An 18,291-nucleotide genomic window follows, 5' to 3' on the forward strand; every position below is an offset into this window, starting at 1 on the left:
CCCTACCCGGCTGCGCCAGGGGCGCTTGTGTTTCATGACAACGCAACCTTACGCGTATTCGCGGTGTCGCGGTGTCCTGATGCTGCGGTCGCGTGACGTCAAGGAGTCGCGCATGCTGCGGAGTATGGATCTTGACCGAGCTAAACCCGTGTGGCCTCAAGTGCTGGAGGAGCTACGCCGACGACTGGCGGCCGGCGTCTACCGTCCTGGCGACCGGTTCCCGTCGGTCAACGACCTTGCGGCGGAACTGGACGTTGCTCCGTCGACCATCCAAAAGGCTTTCGTGGCACTGCGGGAGGAGGGCAAGCTCCGCACAGTGCTGGGGCAAGGGTCCTTCGTGGCTGACTGGCAGCAAGCATGGAGCCCCGCCGACTTCCTGGGCGGGGCTTTTGCATGTCTGTCACCTGCGACGATACGCTCATGCCAGGGTGCGCAAACTACGTACGTCAAGAACATGGTCACCGGCGCCGCCCAGCTCGACGGGGCGATCCTCGTCGTCTCCGCGCTCGACGGGATCATGCCGCAGACGGCCGAACACGTGCTGCTCGCCCGGCAGGTGGGCGTCGACCACATCGTGGTCGCGCTCAACAAGGCCGACGCCGTCGACGACGGCGAGGACGCCGTGCTCGCCGACCTCGTCGAACTGGAGGTCCGCGAACTGCTCACCGCGCACGGCTACGGCGGCGACGCCGCTCCCGTCGTACGGGTCTCGGGGCTGAAGGCCCTGGAGGGCGACCCGCGCTGGACGGCGTCCGTCGAGGCGCTGCTCGACGCGGTCGACACGTACGTGCCGATGCCCGAGCGGTACGTGGACGCGCCGTTCCTGCTGCCCGTGGAGAACGTGCTCACCATCACCGGCCGGGGCACCGTCGTCACCGGCGCGGTCGAGCGGGGCACGGTACGGGTCGGCGACCGCGTCGAGGTGCTCGGCGCCGGCGTGGACACCGTGGTCACCGGCCTGGAGACGTTCGGCAAGCCGATGGAGGAGGCGCAGGCCGGGGACAACGTGGCGCTGCTGCTGCGCGGGGTGCCGCGGGACGCCGTCCGGCGGGGCCACGTGGTGGCCGCGCCGGGAAGCGTGGTGCCCCGGCGGCGGTTCTCGGCACAGGTGTACGTGCTGTCGGCGGAAGAGGGCGGACGCTCGACGCCCGTCGCCACCGGTTACCGGCCGCAGTTCTACATCCGGACGGCGGACGTGGTCGGGGCCGTCGACCTGGGCGAGGCCGCCGTCGCACGGCCCGGGGACACGGTGGCCGTGACCGTGGAACTGGGGCGTGAGGTGCCGCTGGAGCCGGGGCTCGGGTTCGCCGTCCGTGAGGGCGGCCGGACCGTGGGGGCGGGGACCGTGACCGCCGTCGGGTGAGGACGGCCGTGGCGCGTGGGGGCCGCGCGGGCCGGCGGAGGCCGGCCGCGCGGTTCCCCGCGCCCGTCGCGGCCGTCCCGCCCCGGCACAATGGGACGGTGAACGACGAGCCCATACCCGTCACCCGAGCCGTCGACCACGGCACCGCCAAGCTGATGCCCGACGTCGACCGGGAGCGGGCGTGGCTGCTGACGGTCGACGGCGCGCCGCAGTCGTACGTCGACCTGGACGAGCCCACCCACCTGGAGTTCGAGTACGCGCGGCGGCTCGGACACGTCCTGGACACCGTGGCCGATCCGGGGCGGCCGCTGGACGTGCTGCACCTCGGCGGCGGGGCGCTCACCCTGCCCCGGTACCTGGCGGCGACCCGGCCCGGCTCCCGGCAGGACGTCGTCGAGGCCGACCGCGGCCTGCTGGAGCTGGTGGCCGAACACCTGCCGCTCCCGTCCGGCGCCGGCGTCACCCTGCACGCGGCCGACGCACGGGACTGGCTGGAGGCGGCCCCGTCCGGCTCCGCCGACGTCCTCGTCGCCGACGTCTTCGGCGGCTCCCGGGTCCCCGCCCACCTGACGTCCCTCGCCTACGCCCGCGAGGCCGGGCGCGTCCTGCGCGCCGACGGCGTCTACCTGGCGAACCTCGCCGACGCGGCGCCGTTCGCCTTCCTGCGTTCCCAACTCGCCACTTTCGCGGCGGTGTTCGAGGAGATCGTCCTCATCGCCGAGCCGGCGGTGCTGCGCGGCCGCCGCTTCGGCAACGTCGTCCTCGTCGCCGCCCACCGCCCCGTCGACGTCGCCGCCCTGGCCCGCCTCACCGCCTCCGACGCCTTCCCGGCCCGCGTCGACCACGGAACCGGCCTGAGGGGCTTCGTCGGCGACGCCCGACCGGTACAGGACGAGGACGCCGTCCCGTCACCGCAGCCGCCCGGCGGGGCGTTCGGCATCGGCTGAACCCGGAGCGGGCCCCGGGGCGCCCGGGGGGAGGTGCCCGAACGGGGCGCGGCGGGCCCGGCGGGACGGCGTGCCCCTTCAGCGCCGGCCGGGTCCCGTCTCCGCTCCCGCCATGTCCTCGCGTCCCGCCTCCGCCCCCGCCGTGTCCTCGCGTCCCGCGTCCTCCTCCGGTTCGTCCGCGGCGCCGTCCGCCGGTCCCCGCCGGGTCACCCTGGTGCGGCGGGTCAGACCGCGTACCTCGGGTACGCACAGGACCGCCGCCGTGACGAGGACGACGAGGGCGGCGCAGCCCCAGAGCGCGGCCGTGCGGCCGAAGGCCGACTCCGCGGGGCCCGCCAGGGCCGTCGCCAGGGGGACCATGGCGACCGAACCGAACCAGTCGTAGGCCGAGACGCGGGAGAGTTTGTCCTCGGGGATCTCCTGGTGGAGGGCGGTCATCCAGGAGACGCCGAAGACCTCCAGGGTGACGCCCGTCAGGAACATCACCGCGCACAGGACGCCGACCGGTACGGGCACGGCGAGCGCGGCGGACGGCAGGGCCAGCGGGAAGACGCACAGGGTGCCCGCGAAGAGCAGGCGGCGGGGCTTCCAGCGGGTCATCACGACCGCACCGGCGACCGTGCCGGCGCCGAAGAAGCCGAGGGCGAGGCCCCAGGGCCCCGGCCCGCCCAGGTGGTCCCGGGCGACGAGGGGACCGTAGACCGCGTCGGCGGCCGCGACGACGGCGTTCGCGATCGAGAACTGGAGCACGATGCCCCACAGCCACGGGCGGCCGCTGACCTCCCGCCAGCCCTCCCGCAGATCGGCGAGCACGCCGCCGCCCCGCCCGCGGGCGGGTATGTGGCTCACGTCGAGGAAGGCGCGCAGCGCCCCGGCGAGCGCGAACGCGGCGGCGTCCGCGGCGAGGACCCAGCCCGGTCCGACCACGGCGACCATCGCGCCGCCGAGGGCCGCGCCGCCGAGGCCCGCGCCCTGCATCGCCATCCGGAACACCGCGAACGCCCGGCCGGCCTGCTCGCCCTCGACGGAGGACATCAGCATGCCCTCGGCGGCGGGGCTGAAGAACGCCTGGCCGGTGCCGCCCAGCGCGGTCAGCAGCATCATCTGCCACAGCCGCGGCTCGCCGGCCAGGACGAGCGCGGCGAACGCCGCCTGGGAGAGGCAGTTGAGGGCGTTGGCCGCGACCATCACCCGGTGCCGGGGCAGCCGGTCGGCGACCGCGCCGCCGATCAGCAGGAAGAGCACCAGCGGCAGCGTGCGGGCCGCGGCCACGAGACCCACGTCACCGCCGTCGCCCCCCGTCTCGATGACGGCGAACGCGGCGGCGATGAGCGCCCCCTGACTGCCGAGGCTCGTGATGAACGCGGCGGCGGTCAGCAGGCTGTAGTTGCGGCCCGCCCAGAGGGGTCTGCGCAGGCGGGAGCGGGGGTCGGCGGCTGTGGTCACCGGCCGACTATCCCTGCCCGGACGCCGATCTGCCAAGCCGGTCACCAGCCGTGTCCGGCCGCTCCCGCGCGCGGACACCGGCCGGCGTCCGCGTGGACGCCGGCCTTCCGGCTCGCGGGCGTCAGCCCTCCGTCGGCTCGCCGTGCAGGCGCACGGTGCTGAGGATCTTCATGATGGTCGCGTTCGGCAGTTCGTCCTTGACGCCCTTGGCCGTGTAGAGGTTCCAGGACACGTAGTCGCCCTTGGAGTTCTTGAAGCCGAACGTGATCGCCTTGCCGTCGCTGGCGCACTTGCCCTTCTGGGGCGTGTTCGTCGACTGGGCCCAGGCGTAACTGCCCTTGATGCCCGAGGCGGTGGTGTAGGCGGTGGCCTTCTCGTCGAAGCTGAGGCTCTTCTTGTCCGGCTCGGTGTAGCCGCCGAACACCCACCAGGCCGGGGTGTTGACCGCGATCTCGTCGGTGCTCTTGGCCCCTTCGGCGCCCTTGGTGCCCACGGTGGCGAGCGCGGTGTCGCTGGTCTTGCCGTCCTTGTCGTCGTCCTCGGTGCACCACTTGGACTTGTACTCGGCGGTGCCCGACTGGATGATCGCGTCGTAGCCGTCGGGCTGTTCCTTGTCCTCCCACTCGAAGCCCTGGCTGAGGGTCGGCGACTGCACCTCCCAGTCGGCCGGCACGTCGAAGGCGACACCCCGCTTGGGGTTCACGACGACCTTCCAGCCCGCGACGGTCGGCTGCAGCGTCTCGGTGGCCCGCGGATTGTCGTCCGTGCCGGCCGACGACGAGGCCGTGTCGCTCGGCGCGGCGGACGCGGTGGGGCTCTTGCTGCCCTTTCCGGTGGCCTCGGGCTCCTCGTCGTCGCCGCCGAGCACCAGGAACCCGGTGACACCGGCGGCCACCACGACGGCGACGGCCGCCACGATCGCGACGAGTCTCGTGCGGTTGCCGCCGCCCGGGCCGCCGTTCTGCGGCGGGCCCGCGGGCGCCGGGGCCGGCCACTGCGCCGTCGGCGCGTACGGGTTGGGCTGCTGGTAGCCGGGTTGCTGGTAGGGATTGGGCTGCTGGTATCCCGGCTGCTGGTACGGATTGTTCTGCGCCTGCGGGTTCTGCTCTCCCCCGGGCGGCTGCTGTCCTGGCCACATGGCCAGAAACCCTAGTGCCGCCCAGGACACGGTTCGGTCACCGCCCCTTGTCAGGGCGGTACCGAATCAGGACGCGGAGGGCGTCAGGGCGCGTACGGTGCCCATGACGTCGCGGATCGTGGCGTCCGGGACCTCCCCGGCGGCCCCCCTCGGCGCCGAGAACGGCCAGGAGGCCAGGTCGCCGTCGGACGTCCTGAAGGCGAACGCGGTCGCCCTGCCGCCGGAGTCGCACCCGGCCGCCGACAGCCGGGCCGCCGGTACGGATCCGGCCGCGCCAGGCCCGCCGGCCGGCGGGTGCTCTCCTGGCCGCACGGGCGGTGCGCACACGGCGATCACGACCCGGCTCTGGCGACCGTTGGCTACTCACGGGTAACCTCACGGTCATGAGCGCAGACCAGATGTCCATCGGCGAGATGCTCGCCGCCACGGTGCCCATGGCCCGGACCCTGAACCTCGAGTTCCTCGAGACCGGACCGGACAAGGCCGTGGTGGTCCTGCCGGACCAGGGCGACTTCCACAACCACGTGGGCGGTCCGCACGCCGGGGCGATGTTCACGCTCGGCGAGTCCGCCAGCGGCGCGATCGTCCTCGCCGCGTTCGGCGACCAGCTCTCGCGGGCCGTTCCGCTCGCCGTCAGCGCCGAGATCGCGTACCGGAAACTCGCGATGGGCGCCGTCACCGCCACCGCGACCCTCGGCCGCCCGGCCGCCGAGGTCGTCGCCGAGCTCGACGCGGGCGAGCGCCCCGAGTTCCCGGTGGCGATCGAGATCCGCCGCGGCGACGGCGCCGTCACCGGCGAGATGACCGTGGTGTGGACCCTGCGTCCGGGCGGCTGAGCCGCGTGCGGGCGCCCGGCCGGGCGAGCCGGGCGCCGGCGCGTCGGTGACGGCCGGGTGGCAAGGGCCCCGGGTGCGGGTGCGGGTGCGGGTGCGGGTGCGGGGCCGGGACCGGGCGGGCGTACGGCGTCGGGGTGCCCCCGCGACGCCCCGCCGCGACGGTTCCGCCGTCAGGCCGCCAGGGGCGTGCGCTCCGCTCGTTCGCCGTCCTCCAGTCCGGCCACGAACTCCTTGAGCCAGGCCACGAACTCGGGCCCCAGGTCGGGTCGGTCGCAGGCCAGGCGGACCACCGTGCGCAGGTAGTCGGCCTTGTCGCCGGTGTCGTAGCGGCGGCCGGAGAAGACCACGCCGTGGACCGTGCCGGACGCGGCCAACTCCTGCAGGGCGTCGGTGAGCTGGATCTCCCCGCCGCGGCCGGGCGCGGTGCGCTCCAGGACGTCGAAGACGGCCGGGTCCAGGACGTAGCGGCCGATGACGGCGTAGCGGCTCGGCGCGTCCTCGCGGGCGGGCTTCTCGACGAGGCCGGTGACGCGTACGACGCCGTCCTCGCCGGAGGGGGCGACGGCCGCGCACCCGTAGAGGTGGACCTGCTCCGGCGGGACCTCCATCAGCGCGACCACGCTGCCGGCGTACCGGTCGCGGACCTCCAGCATCCTGCTGAGCAGCGTCTCGCGCGGGTCGATGAGGTCGTCGCCGAGGAGGACGGCGAACGGCTGGTCGCCGACGTGGTGACGGGCGCACAGCACCGCGTGGCCGAGACCCAGGGGATCGCCCTGCCGGATGTGGTGGATGTCGGCCAGCCGGGACGGATCGCGCACCGCGTCCAGCCGCACGGTGTCCCCCTTGGCGGCGAGGGCCTGCTCCAGCTCGAAGGCGTGGTCGAAGTGGTCCTCGATGGCCCGCTTGTGGCGGCCGGTGACCATCAGGACGTCGTCCAGGCCGGCCGCGGCGGCCTCCTCGACGACGTACTGGATGGCGGGCTTGTCGACGACCGGGAGCATCTCCTTCGGGGTCGCCTTCGTCGCGGGCAGGAAGCGGGTGCCGAGTCCGGCCGCGGGGACGACCGCCTTGCGGACGGCGGGACCGGCGGGCGCGGACGGGGCGACGGGGGAGGAGTCGGGGGCGCTCATGGCGGTCATGCTGGACCAGGAGGATGGGAGGACCTCGGGAATCACCTCGGAGATTCCTGTGGGACCGGGGTCGGCACGAGGCCGGAGCGGGACCTTCGGGGCGGAAGGGACGGGAGCGCGTCGGATCCGGCCGCGAAAGGCCCGGAGTCGAGGGTTCCGTGCGTCATCCGCCATAAGCGGCGAAGGAATTGACGGGCACTCCGCGCCGTTCTTCGCGTGCCGGTACGGATACCGGCGGTAACTTATCGGAAAGGCCTTTCGGTGCGCACCGAGGTCATTCACACTTCTTGTTTCCTGTGAGGCACGTGTGCGAAGGTGAGCCTCCCCGCGGCCCGGTCGACCGGGAAACGTACCTGGTCAGACCAGAAGCGCGCACCGCGCGCCGCACCGGGTCAATTCAGGCACTGCTTTCCGGCGAAGGCGTATTCCGTGTGCCTTCGACGACTGGAAAGGAAATGGTTCCGTGCAGTCCCCGGATCCTCCGCACCCCCCTCACCCGCCCCGTCCCGGACGGACCTCGGGGGAGTCCGACGGCGACCTCACCGCCCGGCTCGGCACGGACGACCACGCCCGCGCGGTCACCCTGCTGTTCGACCGGCACTGGCGGGCGGCGCACGACTACGCCACGGTCTGCCTCGCCGGATCCGAGGACTCGGGGCGGCTCGTGGCCGCCGCCGCGTTCCACACGGTGTTGGGGCGGCCGGAGCACGGGCGTGCCGGCGGTGCCCTGCGCCCCCGGCTCCTCGTCGCCGTGCGCGACACGGTCCGCGCCTGGGCCGGATCGGAGGGGGCCGTGGCCGTCCTGCCCGAACTGGGCAAGACCGTCGGCGGCCGCGGACTGCGGGCGGCGCCTTCCGGGACGCCCGCCCGACGACGGCTCGCCGAGCGCGCGTTCCGGTCCCTGCCGGCCGCGTCGCAATGCCTGTTGTGGCACACCGAGGTGGAGGCCGAGCCGATCGCCGTACCGGCCGGTCTGCTGGGCGTGGACGACGCCACCGCGGCGGCCGGTCTGGAACGGGCCCGCGAGCAGTTCCGGACGGGCTGCGTGCGCGCCCACCGGGAACTCGCGCCGACGAGCGAATGCCGTCGGCACAGCCGCCTGCTCGACGTCCCCCTGTGCCACGGCGCGGCCCTGCTGCCCGATGTCCGGCGGCATTTCGCGCACTGCCGTCACTGCCGGCACGCCGCCGAACAACTCGCACGTTTCGACGGCGCGTTGGGCGCCCTGCTCGCCGAGGCCGTCCTCGGCTGGGGCGCCCGCCGTTACCTCGACGCGCGCCCCGGCCGCGCCGGCGGCGGCTCCTCCGCGGCTCCGGACCGGGCCGCGGCCCGCCGTCCGGCCGATCACGACGGGCGGCACCGCACGGCGCCGGCCGGTCCGCTCGACCTGCCGGGGCGGCGCTCCAAGGCCTTCCTCGTCGGTGTCGGCCTGACCTCCCTGGCCCTGCTCGCGACGGTGCTCGTCGTCCGGAGCCGGGCGGAGGGCAACGATTTCCTCCCCGCTCCCGTGACCACGTGGGGGGCGTCCGCCGGCGGCGCCGGTGCCGACCGGAGCACCCCGGACGCCCGCGTCGGCTCCGATTCCTCCTCGGCCCGCCCCGGCGAGGCGGCCCACGGCAGTGGGCGCGGGACGCGGCGCACGCCGACGGGAGCGGCTACGGCGTTCGGCCGGTGACCGGCCGCCGCCCGGCCGCCGCCGGGTCACCGGCCCGGCCGGGTTCCGGGCCGGGGCGCGCGTCGTGCGGACGGGCCGCGGCCCGCCGGCCTGCCTCCCGCCGCGATCACCTCGCCGGCCGGCCTCGACGGGGAGCGCGGTTCCGCGTCCGCGGCGCATCGAACCGCGCCCCGCACCGGCCACACCTCCTGACCGCCCCGGTCGCGCGCATGGCTTGACCGCCCCGGCCGGGTGCAGGGCTTGACCGACCCGGCCCCGGCGCACGGCCTCACCGACCCGGCCCCGGCGCACGGCCTCACCGGCCGGACCCGGCGCACGGCCTCACCGACCGGCCCCGGCGCACGGCCTGACTGCCCGGCCCCGGTGCGCGGCCTCACCGGCCGGACCGCGCGCGGCTTCCCGCCGCACCCGCACCCGCACCCGCACCCGCACCCGCACCCGCGGCCGGGCCCCGAGCCCCGCCGCACCCGCGCCGGTCGAGGCTCCTGCCGCGCCGGCGGCGGGATGCCGGGCCCCGCCGCCCCCGCGGCCGGATCAGGTCCCCGCGTCACCGTCCCGAGCCGGTGGCTCCGGCCGACCCGGTAGGCTTCCCGGCGTGCGCCCGCTCGCGGCGCGCCGGTCGTACCGGGATGAGCCGGGAACAGCGAAGCCGATCGGGAGGAACCTGCGGTGCACGTCCAGGAGTGGCTCGAGGCCGTACCCGCGGTCAGCATCTACGCGATGGTGGGCCTGGTCATCGGACTGGAGAGCCTGGGCATCCCCCTGCCGGGCGAGATCATCCTGGTCTCCTCGGCGCTGCTCGCCTCCCAGCACGGCGAGATCAACCCGCTGATCCTCGGCACCTGCGCCACCGTCGGCGCGGTGGTGGGCGACTCCATCGGCTACGCCATCGGCCGCAAGGGCGGACGCCCGCTGCTGGCCTGGCTCGGCAAGAAGTTCCCCCGGCACTTCAGCGAGGGGCACATCGCCACGGCGGAGCGGTCCTTCGAGAAGTGGGGCATGTGGGCCGTCTTCTTCGGCCGTTTCATCGCCCTGCTGCGCATCTTCGCGGGCCCCCTCGCCGGGGTGCTGCACATGCCGTACTGGAAGTTCCTCATCGCCAACGTCCTCGGCGGAATCCTCTGGGCGGGCGGTACCACGGCCGTCATCTACTACGTGGGCGTGGTCGCCGAGTCCTGGCTGAAGCGCTTCTCCTGGCTGGGACTGGTGGCGGCCGTCCTCATCGGCCTCACGTCGATGCTGGTGCTCAAGCGCAAGGCCAGGAAGATGGAGGGCGTCGTGCGGGAGGCCGACCCGGAGACGGTGCCCGCGGCGGAGTAGCCGACGAGGGCCGTCCGCCCCGGCCCCGCACCTCCCGCCTAGCCGTGGACCTCCCGGTGGGCCTTGGCCAGGTCCGCGTAGAGCGTCCCGTTCAGCGTGACGCCCTGCCGCTCCTCGGCGGTCAGCTCGCGCTTGACCTTCGCCGGCACCCCCGCCACCAGCGAACCCGGCGGCACCTCCATGCCCTGCGGAACCAACGCCTGCGCCGCGACCAGGGAACCCGCCCCGATCACGGCGCCGTTCAGCACGGTCGCGCCCATGCCGATCAGGCAGTCGTCCCCCACGGTCGCCCCGTGCACGACCGCGTTGTGCCCGACGGAGACCCGCTCGCCGATGCTGACGGGGAAACCGGGGTCGGCGTGGAGCGTGCAGTTGTCCTGGATGTTGCTCCGGGCGCCGACGGAGATCCGCTCGACGTCGCCGCGGACCACGGCGCCGTACCAGACGCTCGCGCCCGCCGCCAGGGTCACGTCCCCGATCACGGAGGAGTTGGGCGCCACGAAGGCCTCCTCGTGGATCTTCGGGTCCCTGCCGCCGATGCCCGTGACCAGTGCCCTGTGCGTCATCTCGTCTCCTCGTCGTCCGTGCCGCACAGGCACCGTACGCCACCCGGTGGGGTGAAGATCACAGGGCCGCGGCGTCCTGGCCCGGGGGTGCGCTGAGTACCGTGTGCGGGTGCCGAAGCGCAAGAACACGTTCTCATCATGGCGGCGCCGCCTCGCGCAGCGGGCCGTCCACGCGGGCTGGGCCTGGGTGCAGCGCACCGGCTCCGTCACCGCCGAGCAGCCCGGTCGCCTCCGCTTCGGCTCGATCGGTCCGGCGACCCGGCTCGCCTTCCCGCTGGGCACGGTCTTCGGCGAACCCTGGATCCACCTCGGCTCCCACTGCATCGTCGGCGAGCAGGTCACCCTCACCGCGGGCCTGATGCCGGACCTGGACCTCGGCCCCGACCCGATCCTGCGCATCGGGGACGGCGTCGTCCTGGGCCGGGGCAGCCACGTCATCGCCGACACGACGGTCACCATCGGCAGCGACTGCTACTTCGGGCCGTACGTGTACGTGACGTCCACGAACCACTCCTACGACGATCCGCACGAGCCCATCGGCAAGCAGTGGCCCCGGATGGAGCCCGTGGAGATCGGCCCGGGCTGCTGGGTCGGCACCGGGGCGGTGATCCTGCCGGGAGCGCGGATCGGGCGGAACGTCGTCGTGGCGGCCGGCGCCGTGGTGCGCGGCACCGTGCCCGACCACGCCGTCGTGGCCGGCGCGCCCGCCCGGGTCGTACGGCGCTGGACGCCCACAGAGGGCTGGCAGCCGCCGCTGCGCACCCCGGCGCCGGTGCCGATCCCCGACGGGGTCACGCCGGACCAGCTGGTCGCCCTGTCGGAGCTGGACGACGAGACGGTGACGAAGCTGTCGCAGCTCGACGAGGCGTGAGCCGTCCCCGCGGGACCGGTGTTCCCGCCCGGCGCGTCGCGGGGACCGGGTCCGGCCCGTCGTCCCCGACGCGGTCACCGCGCTAACCGTCGGCCTGCCCGTGCCGGGCCGCGTACGGGTCCTCGGGGGCGCCCTCGGGTGCTTCGTCCTCCAGCTCCCGCTTGGCGGCGAGCAGGTCCCTCCTGGCGTCCTCCGGGACCGTGGGGTACCGGGGGTCGATGTCGATCAGCGTGTGGGCGAGCACGGCCGCCGTGCAGATGCGCGCGAACCACTTCCGGTCCGCCGGGACGACGTACCAGGGAGCCCACCGGGTGCTGGTGGCGGACAGCATCTCGGAGAAGGCGACCTGGTAGTCGTCCCAGTGCCGCCGCTCGCGGACGTCGGCCGCCGAGAACTTCCAGTTCTTCTCCGGCACGTCGATCCGCTTCATGAAGCGGACGCGCTGCTCCTCCTCGGAGAGGTTCAGGAAGACCTTGACGACCCGGAACCCGTTCTCCGTCAGATAGCGTTCCCAGCCGTTGATCTGCCGGTAGCGCTGCTTCCAGATCTTCGCCGTCCGTACGCCTTCGGGCAGCCGCTGCCGGTCGAGGACCTCGGGGTGGACCCGTACGACGAGGACCTCCTCGTAGTGCGAGCGGTTGAAGATCGCGATGTCGCCGCGGGCGGGCAGCCGGCGGGCGTAGCGCCACAGGTAGTCGTGGTCGAGTTCCTCGGCGGAGGGCACCTTGAAGCTGCTGACCTTCACCCCCTGCGGGTTCACCCCGCTCATCACGTGCCGGATCGTCCCGTCCTTGCCGCCCGCGTCGAGGGCCTGGAGGCAGAGCAGCACGCCGTAGGTGTCCTGGGCGGCGAGCCGCTCCTGGTACTCGGCGAGCAGGGCCACTCCGGCGCGCAGCAGTTCGACGCCGTCCTTCTTCTTGAGGTCGGCCTTGTAGCGGGGGTCGAAGTCCCGGCCCAGGTCCACCCGGGACCCCGGCTCCACGCGCAGCGGTTCGATGAGCCGGGCGATGCGTTCGGCCCTGCGGTCAGCCATGGACGACCACCTTCTTTCCGGGGCACGGCGACGGCGGCGCGCTCCCGGCGGCCGCCGGGGTCACGGCGCCCTCTGCGGCGGTACGGGGAAGGCGCGCTCGCCCGGGGCCGCGGAAGGCGCGGGCCCGGCTCCTCTCGCCGGCGGCGCCGGGGGCGGTCACCCGTGCCGGACCCGCGCGGCCGGTCGGAGGCGGTTCGGCACCGGTCTCCGCGGGGGCCGGGACGGCGCCGCGGGAGGACTTCCGGACCTCGCGACGCCGGGGCGGGTGGGCGGCTCGGAAGCGACCTCCCAGGCCTCATTCTGCGGCCCGGCGCCCAAGATCGCTCCTCAGGCGGGCGGCCCGCCCGGACACCCGCGGGCCGGCGGCCAGGGCGAGGAGTGCTGGGGCGGGGCCCCCGCAGTACAGTTCGGTGCACGATCGGGTGCACCCCACCGTAGTGCAGGCAAGTGAACCCCGACATGCGGAAAACTGGACTCCGGAAGTGGACGGAACGTGTCGGACCTCGAACTCCTGACCCAGTCCCTGGCGCGCAACGTCAAGCACTGGCGCTCGGTGCGCGGCTTCACCCTGGACGTGCTCGCCGCACGGTCCGGCGTCAGCCGCGGGATGCTCATCCAGATCGAGCAGGCCCGCACCAACCCGAGCATCGGCACGGTCGTCAAGATCGGCGACGCGCTCGGCGTCAGCGTCACCACGCTCCTCGACTACGAACGGGGCCCGAGGGTCCGCATCGTCCCGGCCGAGAAGGCGGTACGGCTGTGGCACACCGAAGCCGGCAGCTACAACCGGCTCCTCGCCGGCGCCGAGGCCCCCGGCCCGCTGGAGATGTGGGACTGGCGGCTGATGCCGGGCGAGAGCAGTCCCTCCGAACCCCACCCCGGCGGCACCTTCGAACTCGTCCACGTCACCGCGGGCGAGCTGACGCTCACCGTGGACGGCGAGGACCACCTGATCCCCACCGGCGCGAGCGCGTCCTTCGAGGCCGGCGTCCCGCACGTCTACGGCAACCGCGGTGACGTGCCGATGCGGATGGTGATGGCCGTCTCGGTGCCGCCCGTTCCCTGAGACGCCCGCGTCACGCACACCGGGAGCTTGTTAGCGTGCGGCCATGCGCGCACCCATCGGACACTTCGACACCGCCGCCCCCGCCCCCGACTGCCTCGACGAGCTCACCCGCCCGGTCGCCGACGCCGTACGCAACTGGAGCGGCAGCGTGCCGGCCGACCAGATCGTCCACGTCGACACCGACCCGCAGTGGGCCGACACCGCGGTGTTCGTCGAGCACTACGGGCGGGAACTGCTGGAGCAGTCCGCGAACTGCGTCGTCGTGGCCGGCAAGCGGGGCGGGGAGACGACCCTCGCCGCATGTGTCGTCCTCTCCACCACCCGGGTCGACGTGAACGGCGTCGTCCGCCGTCAACTGGGCGCCCGCAAGGCGTCGTTCGCCGCGATGGACACGGCGGTCGGGGAGACCGGCATGGAGTACGGCGGCATCACCCCGATCGGGCTCCCCGCCGCCTGGCCGGTGCTGGTGGACTCCCGCGTCGTCGACCTGCCGTACGTCCTGGTGGGCAGCGGCCGTCGGCGCGGCAAGCTGCTGGTGCCGGGCAAGGCGTTCGCCGAACTGCCCGGCGCGGTGGTGCTGGAGGCGCTCGGCGTCTGACGGGCCTCACGCCCTCGTGTGGTGCGCCAGCGCCAGATGGGGGTCGGCCTCGCCGGGGACCGGCGCCGGGTCGGCGTGGACCAGCGCGGCCGTCAGCCGGGGCACGGCGTGCAGCAGGGCGTGCTCGGCGTCGACGGCGATCACGTGCGCCTGACGCACCGTCACCTCGCCGTCCACCACCACCGCGACCTCCGCGCGCAGCCGGTGCCCGATCCAGCGCAGCCGCAGCTCGCCCACCTCGCGCACGCCCGCGACGTCCCGCAGCGCCCGTTCGGCCCGGTCCACCAGCGCCGGGTCGACGGCGTCCATCACCCGCCGGAACACCTCGCGCGCCGCGTCCCGCAGCACCAGCACGATCGCCGCGGTGATCGCCAGCCCGACGGCCGGGTCGGCCCATTGCCATCCCAGCGCCGCCCCGCCGGCGCCGAGGAGCACGGCGAGGGACGTGAAGCCGTCGGTGCGCGCGTGCAGCCCGTCCGCGACCAGGGCGGCCGAGCCGATGGCCCGGCCGACGCGGATGCGGTAGCGGGCCACCCACTCGTTGCCCGCGAAGCCGACCAGCGCGGCCAGCGCGACCGCGGGCACGTGCTCGACGGGCCGCGGGTCGAGCAGCCGGTCGACGGCCGTCCAGCCGGCGAAGGCCGCCGACGCGGCGACGGTCAGCACGATCGCGAGGCCCGCCAGGTCCTCCGCCCGCCCGTAGCCGTAGGTGAAGCGGCGATCGGCCGCCCGCCGTCCCAGCACGAAGGCGATCCCCAGCGGCACGGCGGTCAGCGCGTCCGCCGCGTTGTGCACCGTGTCGCCGAGCAGCGCCACCGAGCCGGAGGCCACGACGACGACCGCCTGCGCCACCGCCGTCGCGCCGAGCACCGCCAGCGAGACCCACAGCGCGCGCAGGCCCCGGGCCGAGGACTCCAGGGCCCGGTCCAGCTTGTCGGCGGTCTCGTGGGAATGGGGGGTGAGGAGGTGGGACAGACGGTGACGGAGACCGGAGGAGGGGGGAGCGTGCGGGTGCTCGTGCCCGTCGTGCCCGTGCCGGTCGTCGTGGCCGTGGGGGTGCTCGTGCCCGTGGAGGTGGTCGTGCCCGTGGTCGTGTCGCTCGCTCACGTCGATCCCCTTCCGGCGGGCGGAGGTGGACGTGTGCCCGCCCGCCGGACCATTATGTGCGTATGAGCGCACGCATGCACCTGTCATCTGCACACCATGCGCACCCGCGCAGCCCGGGCGAGGAGCAGTTCGCCCTCGCCGCCGAACTGCTCGCCCTGCTGGGTGACCGCACCCGCCTGACGCTGCTGCACGCCCTGACGTCCGGCGAGGCGGACGTGACGACCCTGACGGAGGTGTGCGGGGCGGCCCGGCCGGCCGTCAGCCAGCACCTGGCGCGGCTGCGGCTCGCCGGGCTGGTGACCACCCGCAAGGAAGGGCGGCGGGTGGTCTACGCGCTGCGCGACGGCCACCTGCGCCGCCTGGTCGACGAGGCGCTGAACGTGGCCGACCACCGGCTGGGCGACCAGCCGCTGCACGACTGAGCCGGGTCCCCGCCCCGTCGCCGCGGTCGGTACCGCCCGCCTCGGGGACCGGAGCCGCCCGCGCCGGGGGCCGGCGCCGACCGCGCCGGGAGGGGGGCCGGTGCCGCCCGCCCGTCAGCGCAGGCGGGGGATCTCGATCGCCGGGCAGCGGTCCATCACCATCTCCAGGCCGGCGGCGCGCGTGCGCTCGTAGGCGGCCTCGTCGACGACGCCCAGCTGGAACCACACCGCCTTGGCGCCCTTGGCGACCGCCTCGTCCGCGACGGCTCCCGCGAGGTCGCTGTTCACGAACACGTCGACGACGTCCACCTCGAAGGGGATGTCCGCGAGGGAGGCGTAGCCCTGCTCACCGTGCACCGTCTCCGCCTTGGGGTGGACGGGCACGACCCGCTTGCCGTAGCGCCGGAGCACCTCGGCGACGCCGTACGCCGCGCGGCCGGTGTTCGTCGACAGGCCCACCACCGCCCAGGTGTCGCCGAGCTCGGTGAGGATCGTGCGGATCGTTGCCTCGTCGCCGTGCACCGGCGGCCTCCTCTGACGGACGGGAAGGACGGTGATCTGCTCAACAGCGTACGGGCGCCGCTGATTCCGTGCCGTCGGACTGCGCACGGCCCCGCGTCCGCCTACGCTCGCCCCGTGCTGCGCATCATCGACGCCCGAACCGGCGAGCCCGTCGCCGCCGCCCCCGTCCGCCACGGCCTGACCCGCGTCGAGGCCCACGCGCCGGGCGACGGCGACGGCGCGCTCCGTGTCCTCCTCGTCGCCGACCTGCTGATCCGCGCGCTGGAGCTCGACGGCACGCCCGTCCTGGCCCTGCTCGCCGGGGAGGGCGGGCCGGCGGCGCGGGCGGAACTGCGGGCCGCCGGGGCGGCCCTCGGCATCCGTCCCCTCGAGGACGGCCGGGACCTCCCCGCCGGGACCGGCCGTGGCCGGGCCCTGCACGTGGTGGCCGAGGGCGCCGGGGCCCCCGAGGGGGTCCGGGTGGCGGTGGCGCCCGTCCTCCCCGCGCACCCCGACGCGCCCGCACGGTCGGACACCGACCCCGTCACCCTCCGCCTCGCCCTGCTCTCCCGGCACCACCGCCACCCCGTCCCGCTCGACGAGGACGCGCTGCGCGCGGCGCACGGCACCCTCGTACGCTGGCGTCGTGCCGTCGCCGACTGGGCACGACGGCCCTCGCGGCCCGTCCCCGACGAGGTGCGTGACCGGCTCCGCGGCGCCTGGGAGGACGACTTGGACGTACCGGAAGTGCTGCGGGTGCTCCGCTCGGTCGAGCAGGCCGGTCCCGAGCTCCCGGACGGCGCCCGCTTCGAGACGTACGCCTACGCCGACCGTCTCCTCGCCCTCGACCTCACCCGCGACCTGGGGGCCCCGGCGTGACCGCCCGGGGCGGGGCGGGGCCGTTGCGCCGGCTGGTGGTGCTGCGGCACGCCAAGTCGGCCCGGCCGGAAGGGGTCGCCGATCACGAGCGGCCGCTGGCCGCGCGCGGCGGCCGGGACGCGCCCGCGGCGGGACGGGCGCTCGCCGAGGCGGACTGCCTGCCGGACCTCGCGCTGTGCTCCACCGCCGTGCGGGCCCGCCGGACCTGGGAGCTGGCCTCCGCCCAGTGGGGCACTCCGCCACCGGTGCGGTACGAGCCCCGGCTGTACGCGGCCGACGCGGACGAGCTGCTGGAGGTCGTGCGGGAGACGCCCGCCGAGGTGGAGACGCTGCTGCTGGTCGCGCACAACCCCGGACTGCGGGACCTCGTCCTCCACCTGGCCGGGGACGGGCTCGACGACACCCTGGACCGGGTGCGGGTGAAGTTCCCGACGTCCGCGATCGCGGTGCTCGGCTGGTACGGGCCGGCCTGGCGGGACCTGGCTGCGGGCGCGGCCCTGCTGACGGCGGTGCTCGTACCGAGAGGGGCCCGCTGAGCCGGCCGCCGGGCCCCGGCCGACGGCCGCGGACCGCCGGGCGTCGCTCCCCGCGCACGCGCGGCCCGCGCCGCCGGCGCCACCGCATAGGCTGGCCGGATGCAGGACGAGTACCGCACGGTCGCCCACGCGGGCGTGCACGAGACCGAGGTCAACCGCTCGCGCTTCCTGTGCGCCCTCGCCCCGGCGGCCACCGAGCAGGAGGCCCAGGACTTCGTCGCGGCCGTCCGCAAGGAGCACGCCGACGCCACCCACAACTGCTGGGCCTACGTCGTCGGCGCCGACGCGGCGGTCCAGAAGGCCAGCGACGACGGCGAACCGGGCGGCACCGCGGGCGTGCCGATGCTCCAGATGCTGCTGCGCCGTGACATGCGTTACGTCGTGGCCGTCGTCACCCGGTACTACGGCGGCGTCAAGCTCGGCGCGGGCGGACTCATCCGCGCCTACGGCGGTGCGGTCGGCGAGGCCCTCGACGCCCTCGGCACGATCACGCGCCGCCGCTTCCGCCTGGCCACCGTGACCGTCGACCACCAGCGCGCCGGCAAGGTGCAGAACGACCTGCGCTCCACCGGCCGCGAGGTGCGGGACGTGCGCTACGGGGAGGCGGTCACGATCGAGATCGGGCTGCCCGACGCCGACGTGGACGCCTTCCGCGCCTGGCTCGCGGACGCGACGGCCGGCACGGCGGGCTTCGAGCTCGGCGGGGAGGCGTACGGGGACGCGTAGGCCTCGCCGGGCGGGCGCCGCAGGAGGAGCTGAGAAACGCGTGCACATCGGATGCCGACCGATTTGTCGGCGAAATCGCGGCAATGCGTCCCGGATGCGCCGATTCCGGCCGGGTGATGCGGAAGTAACCG

At 74.8% G+C, this 18,291-nt stretch carries 19 protein-coding genes and 2 pseudogenes; 13 read left to right on the forward strand and 8 right to left on the reverse strand.

Annotated elements, in window-relative coordinates; all coding sequences use genetic code 11:
- Positions 1-124 precede the first annotated feature (124 nt).
- The 3 genes and pseudogenes from ACH4F6_RS27115 to ACH4F6_RS27125 form a co-directional block, all read left to right on the forward strand.
- Positions 125-328, forward strand: a pseudogene (locus tag ACH4F6_RS27115) (GntR family transcriptional regulator); the annotation flags it as partial.
- Between the two features lie 114 nt (positions 329-442).
- Positions 443-1,363, forward strand: a pseudogene (locus ACH4F6_RS27120) (elongation factor Tu); the annotation flags it as partial.
- Between the two features lie 155 nt (positions 1,364-1,518).
- Positions 1,519-2,310 (forward strand): spermidine synthase, encoded by a 792-nt coding sequence (locus tag ACH4F6_RS27125; RefSeq protein ID WP_397963120.1) that lies wholly within the window; start codon positions 1,519-1,521, stop codon positions 2,308-2,310.
- 78 nt (positions 2,311-2,388) lie between these two features.
- Here the strand turns inward: ACH4F6_RS27125 and ACH4F6_RS27130 are convergent, their stop codons facing one another.
- From ACH4F6_RS27130 to ACH4F6_RS27140, 3 genes are all read right to left on the reverse strand, one after another.
- A complete protein-coding gene (locus ACH4F6_RS27130; RefSeq protein ID WP_397962952.1) occupies positions 2,389-3,756 on the reverse strand; it encodes an MFS transporter in 1,368 nt (455 codons plus the stop codon).
- A 121-nt stretch (positions 3,757-3,877) separates the two neighbouring features.
- A complete protein-coding gene (locus ACH4F6_RS27135; protein WP_397962953.1) occupies positions 3,878-4,894 on the reverse strand; it encodes a hypothetical protein in 1,017 nt (338 codons plus the stop codon).
- A gap of 66 nt (positions 4,895-4,960) precedes the next feature.
- Positions 4,961-5,206, reverse strand: coding sequence for a hypothetical protein (locus ACH4F6_RS27140; RefSeq protein WP_397962954.1), 246 nt, complete (start codon positions 5,204-5,206; stop codon positions 4,961-4,963).
- Positions 5,207-5,292: 86 nt separating this feature from the next.
- On the opposite strand from ACH4F6_RS27140, the gene ACH4F6_RS27145 reads away from it, so the two are divergent.
- Entirely contained in the window at positions 5,293-5,730 is a 438-nt protein-coding gene (locus ACH4F6_RS27145) for a DUF4442 domain-containing protein (RefSeq protein ID WP_397963121.1), read from the forward strand.
- A 170-nt stretch (positions 5,731-5,900) separates the two neighbouring features.
- Here the strand turns inward: ACH4F6_RS27145 and galU are convergent, their stop codons facing one another.
- The gene (gene galU / locus ACH4F6_RS27150; protein ID WP_397962955.1) at positions 5,901-6,860 is read right to left on the reverse strand and encodes a UTP--glucose-1-phosphate uridylyltransferase GalU; all 960 of its coding nucleotides are present in this window, start codon (positions 6,858-6,860) and stop codon (positions 5,901-5,903) included.
- Positions 6,861-7,323: 463 nt separating this feature from the next.
- Here galU and ACH4F6_RS27155 point away from each other — a divergent pair, with 463 nt between their 5' ends.
- Together ACH4F6_RS27155 and ACH4F6_RS27160 are read left to right on the forward strand one after the other, a co-directional pair.
- Positions 7,324-8,535 (forward strand): hypothetical protein, encoded by a 1,212-nt coding sequence (locus ACH4F6_RS27155; protein WP_397962956.1) that lies wholly within the window; start codon positions 7,324-7,326, stop codon positions 8,533-8,535.
- 669 nt (positions 8,536-9,204) lie between these two features.
- Complete coding sequence (locus tag ACH4F6_RS27160) at positions 9,205-9,855, forward strand: DedA family protein (RefSeq protein WP_397962957.1); 651 nt, start codon at positions 9,205-9,207, stop codon at positions 9,853-9,855.
- Positions 9,856-9,893: 38 nt separating this feature from the next.
- On the opposite strand, the gene ACH4F6_RS27165 is transcribed toward ACH4F6_RS27160, so the two are convergent.
- Positions 9,894-10,421, reverse strand: a complete 528-nt coding sequence (locus ACH4F6_RS27165; protein WP_397962958.1) for a gamma carbonic anhydrase family protein — start codon at positions 10,419-10,421, stop codon at positions 9,894-9,896.
- A 109-nt stretch (positions 10,422-10,530) separates the two neighbouring features.
- Between ACH4F6_RS27165 and ACH4F6_RS27170 the strand changes: the two genes are divergently transcribed.
- Positions 10,531-11,292, forward strand: a complete 762-nt coding sequence (locus ACH4F6_RS27170; protein ID WP_397962959.1) for an acyltransferase — start codon at positions 10,531-10,533, stop codon at positions 11,290-11,292.
- Between the two features lie 82 nt (positions 11,293-11,374).
- Here the strand turns inward: ACH4F6_RS27170 and ACH4F6_RS27175 are convergent, their stop codons facing one another.
- The gene (locus ACH4F6_RS27175) at positions 11,375-12,325 is read right to left on the reverse strand and encodes a polyphosphate kinase 2 family protein (protein WP_397962960.1); all 951 of its coding nucleotides are present in this window, start codon (positions 12,323-12,325) and stop codon (positions 11,375-11,377) included.
- A gap of 493 nt (positions 12,326-12,818) precedes the next feature.
- Here ACH4F6_RS27175 and ACH4F6_RS27180 point away from each other — a divergent pair, with 493 nt between their 5' ends.
- Entirely contained in the window at positions 12,819-13,391 is a 573-nt protein-coding gene (locus ACH4F6_RS27180; RefSeq protein ID WP_397962961.1) for a helix-turn-helix domain-containing protein, read from the forward strand.
- A 43-nt stretch (positions 13,392-13,434) separates the two neighbouring features.
- On the forward strand, positions 13,435-13,989 hold the full coding sequence (locus ACH4F6_RS27185; RefSeq protein ID WP_397962962.1) for a YbaK/EbsC family protein: 555 nt from the start codon (positions 13,435-13,437) through the stop codon (positions 13,987-13,989).
- A gap of 6 nt (positions 13,990-13,995) precedes the next feature.
- Here ACH4F6_RS27185 and ACH4F6_RS27190 read toward each other — a convergent pair whose 3' ends face one another.
- The gene (locus ACH4F6_RS27190) at positions 13,996-15,096 is read right to left on the reverse strand and encodes a cation diffusion facilitator family transporter (RefSeq protein ID WP_397962963.1); all 1,101 of its coding nucleotides are present in this window, start codon (positions 15,094-15,096) and stop codon (positions 13,996-13,998) included.
- Positions 15,097-15,158: 62 nt separating this feature from the next.
- Here ACH4F6_RS27190 and ACH4F6_RS27195 point away from each other — a divergent pair, with 62 nt between their 5' ends.
- Positions 15,159-15,518, forward strand: a complete 360-nt coding sequence (locus tag ACH4F6_RS27195) for an ArsR/SmtB family transcription factor (RefSeq protein WP_397962964.1) — start codon at positions 15,159-15,161, stop codon at positions 15,516-15,518.
- 114 nt (positions 15,519-15,632) lie between these two features.
- Here the strand turns inward: ACH4F6_RS27195 and ACH4F6_RS27200 are convergent, their stop codons facing one another.
- Positions 15,633-16,040: a CoA-binding protein gene (locus tag ACH4F6_RS27200; RefSeq protein WP_397962965.1), complete on the reverse strand. Its 408-nt coding sequence runs from the start codon at positions 16,038-16,040 to the stop codon at positions 15,633-15,635.
- A 114-nt stretch (positions 16,041-16,154) separates the two neighbouring features.
- On the opposite strand from ACH4F6_RS27200, the gene ACH4F6_RS27205 reads away from it, so the two are divergent.
- From ACH4F6_RS27205 to ACH4F6_RS27215, 3 genes are all read left to right on the forward strand, one after another.
- Positions 16,155-16,898, forward strand: coding sequence for a hypothetical protein (locus ACH4F6_RS27205; protein WP_397962966.1), 744 nt, complete (start codon positions 16,155-16,157; stop codon positions 16,896-16,898).
- Positions 16,895-17,434: a SixA phosphatase family protein gene (locus ACH4F6_RS27210; RefSeq protein WP_397962967.1), complete on the forward strand. Its 540-nt coding sequence runs from the start codon at positions 16,895-16,897 to the stop codon at positions 17,432-17,434. The genes ACH4F6_RS27205 and ACH4F6_RS27210 overlap by 4 nt, the downstream gene beginning before the upstream one ends.
- Before the next feature lie 99 nt (positions 17,435-17,533).
- A complete protein-coding gene (locus tag ACH4F6_RS27215) occupies positions 17,534-18,160 on the forward strand; it encodes a YigZ family protein (RefSeq protein WP_397962968.1) in 627 nt (208 codons plus the stop codon).
- Positions 18,161-18,291: the final 131 nt, after the last annotated feature.

Source organism: Streptomyces sp. NPDC017936, from assembly GCF_044328485.1.
Taxonomy (GTDB): Bacteria; Actinomycetota; Actinomycetes; order Streptomycetales; family Streptomycetaceae; genus Streptomyces.